1 protein-coding gene and 2 pseudogenes are annotated in these 1149 nt (G+C 34.4%); all 3 read right to left on the bottom strand.

Annotation, left to right across the window (positions count from 1 at the left end; all coding sequences use genetic code 11):
- Positions 1-16 precede the first annotated feature (16 nt).
- Complete coding sequence (locus tag ACFILD_RS08320; RefSeq protein WP_375657572.1) at positions 17-919, bottom strand: type IV secretion system protein; 903 nt, start codon at positions 917-919, stop codon at positions 17-19.
- 66 nt (positions 920-985) lie between these two features.
- Positions 986-1075: pseudogene (locus ACFILD_RS08325) on the bottom strand (TrwG protein); the annotation flags it as partial.
- Positions 1072-1149, bottom strand: a pseudogene (locus ACFILD_RS08330) (TrwH protein); the annotation flags it as partial. The pseudogenes ACFILD_RS08325 and ACFILD_RS08330, both read right to left, overlap by 4 nt.

A 1149-nucleotide genomic window follows, 5' to 3' on the forward strand; every position in this document is an offset into this window, starting at 1 on the left:
ACAGTGGCTTTTGTTTTCACCGTATGATAGGCATCTCTTTTTTTTCATTGTCAAAAATTTTCATATCAAGTTCGCGTCTTTTATTTTTGATAAGTGATTGCTCAGCGTCACGTAAATACGCTACCATTTCCATCTTTATAAATTCATTTCGGATCATGGCTAATGAACCATCTATATGTGCTTGAAGATCTGCAATATCTTTCAGGTTTTCTTTTGTTTTAACTTCATCTAATAGATTTTTGAGGTATTGAAAACGATTTTCTGCGATTTCAAAAGTTTCTAAACTTACAGCTTTATCTAGTATCGATGCAAATTTTAAGCGTTCCGAAATAGCTTTGCCCATTTGATTAAAAGACCCAGAAATTTTTTTTTCGTCCTCTAATACCTTTTGATATGATTCTCTTGAAAGCTTATCACTCTTATAGAGCAATTCTGGTTCTTTGAGAAAAAAACTAGAAAAGTCTATTGTTTTAAATCCAGTTTTCTGACTCTTTGTTATAGCTTGATAGGTTTTTTCTATTTGTGAATTTTGTTCTTTTTTCAACGCAAGCTGTTTTTTTAAGAGCTCAATAATTTCCTCTTTTTTTAATAGATTAATAAGCTCCAGATATTCTGCTGGTGAAGCAGACACGAAAGTTGGTTTAGATGGCTTAGAGCCACTAGGTTGAGAAGGTGCGGGATTTATTTCCTTTCCAAAAGTAGAAGGACTGATTGTAACATTGGGGGGATTATGTGGTGGAATGTAACTTGGTGGTATTTTTGGTTTATAATTGGTGCTTGAATCGAGCCCTCCTGACCCCAGACTAGGAACTGCAAAACGGCTATGACCTCCTCCTTGCTTAGTAAGAGTGTTACTTCTTACTAAGTTTGTTGTTCCAAGAAACGCACTAATTGCTATGATAATAATCAGCTTTTGCATATTTTATTCCTTTTAATTTTCACATATTTAGAAGACTGACCATTACATTATTAACTTCATAAATCAGTTGATAAGATCACGTTCTAAGCCACGGCTTTCTTCATAATAACTTCTAAGTTGTTCGGCTTTCACTGGTTTTGCTTGTTTTGTTTTCATCTGTTTGCTCGCTTGATTTCGGCAGGGATTGTTTTATTAATAGGCACCCGGTTCCTATCATTTGGCTGTTTTAG

The sequence above is a fragment of the Bartonella sp. CL162QHHD genome (genome assembly GCF_042195435.1).
GTDB lineage: Bacteria > Pseudomonadota > Alphaproteobacteria > Rhizobiales > Rhizobiaceae > Bartonella.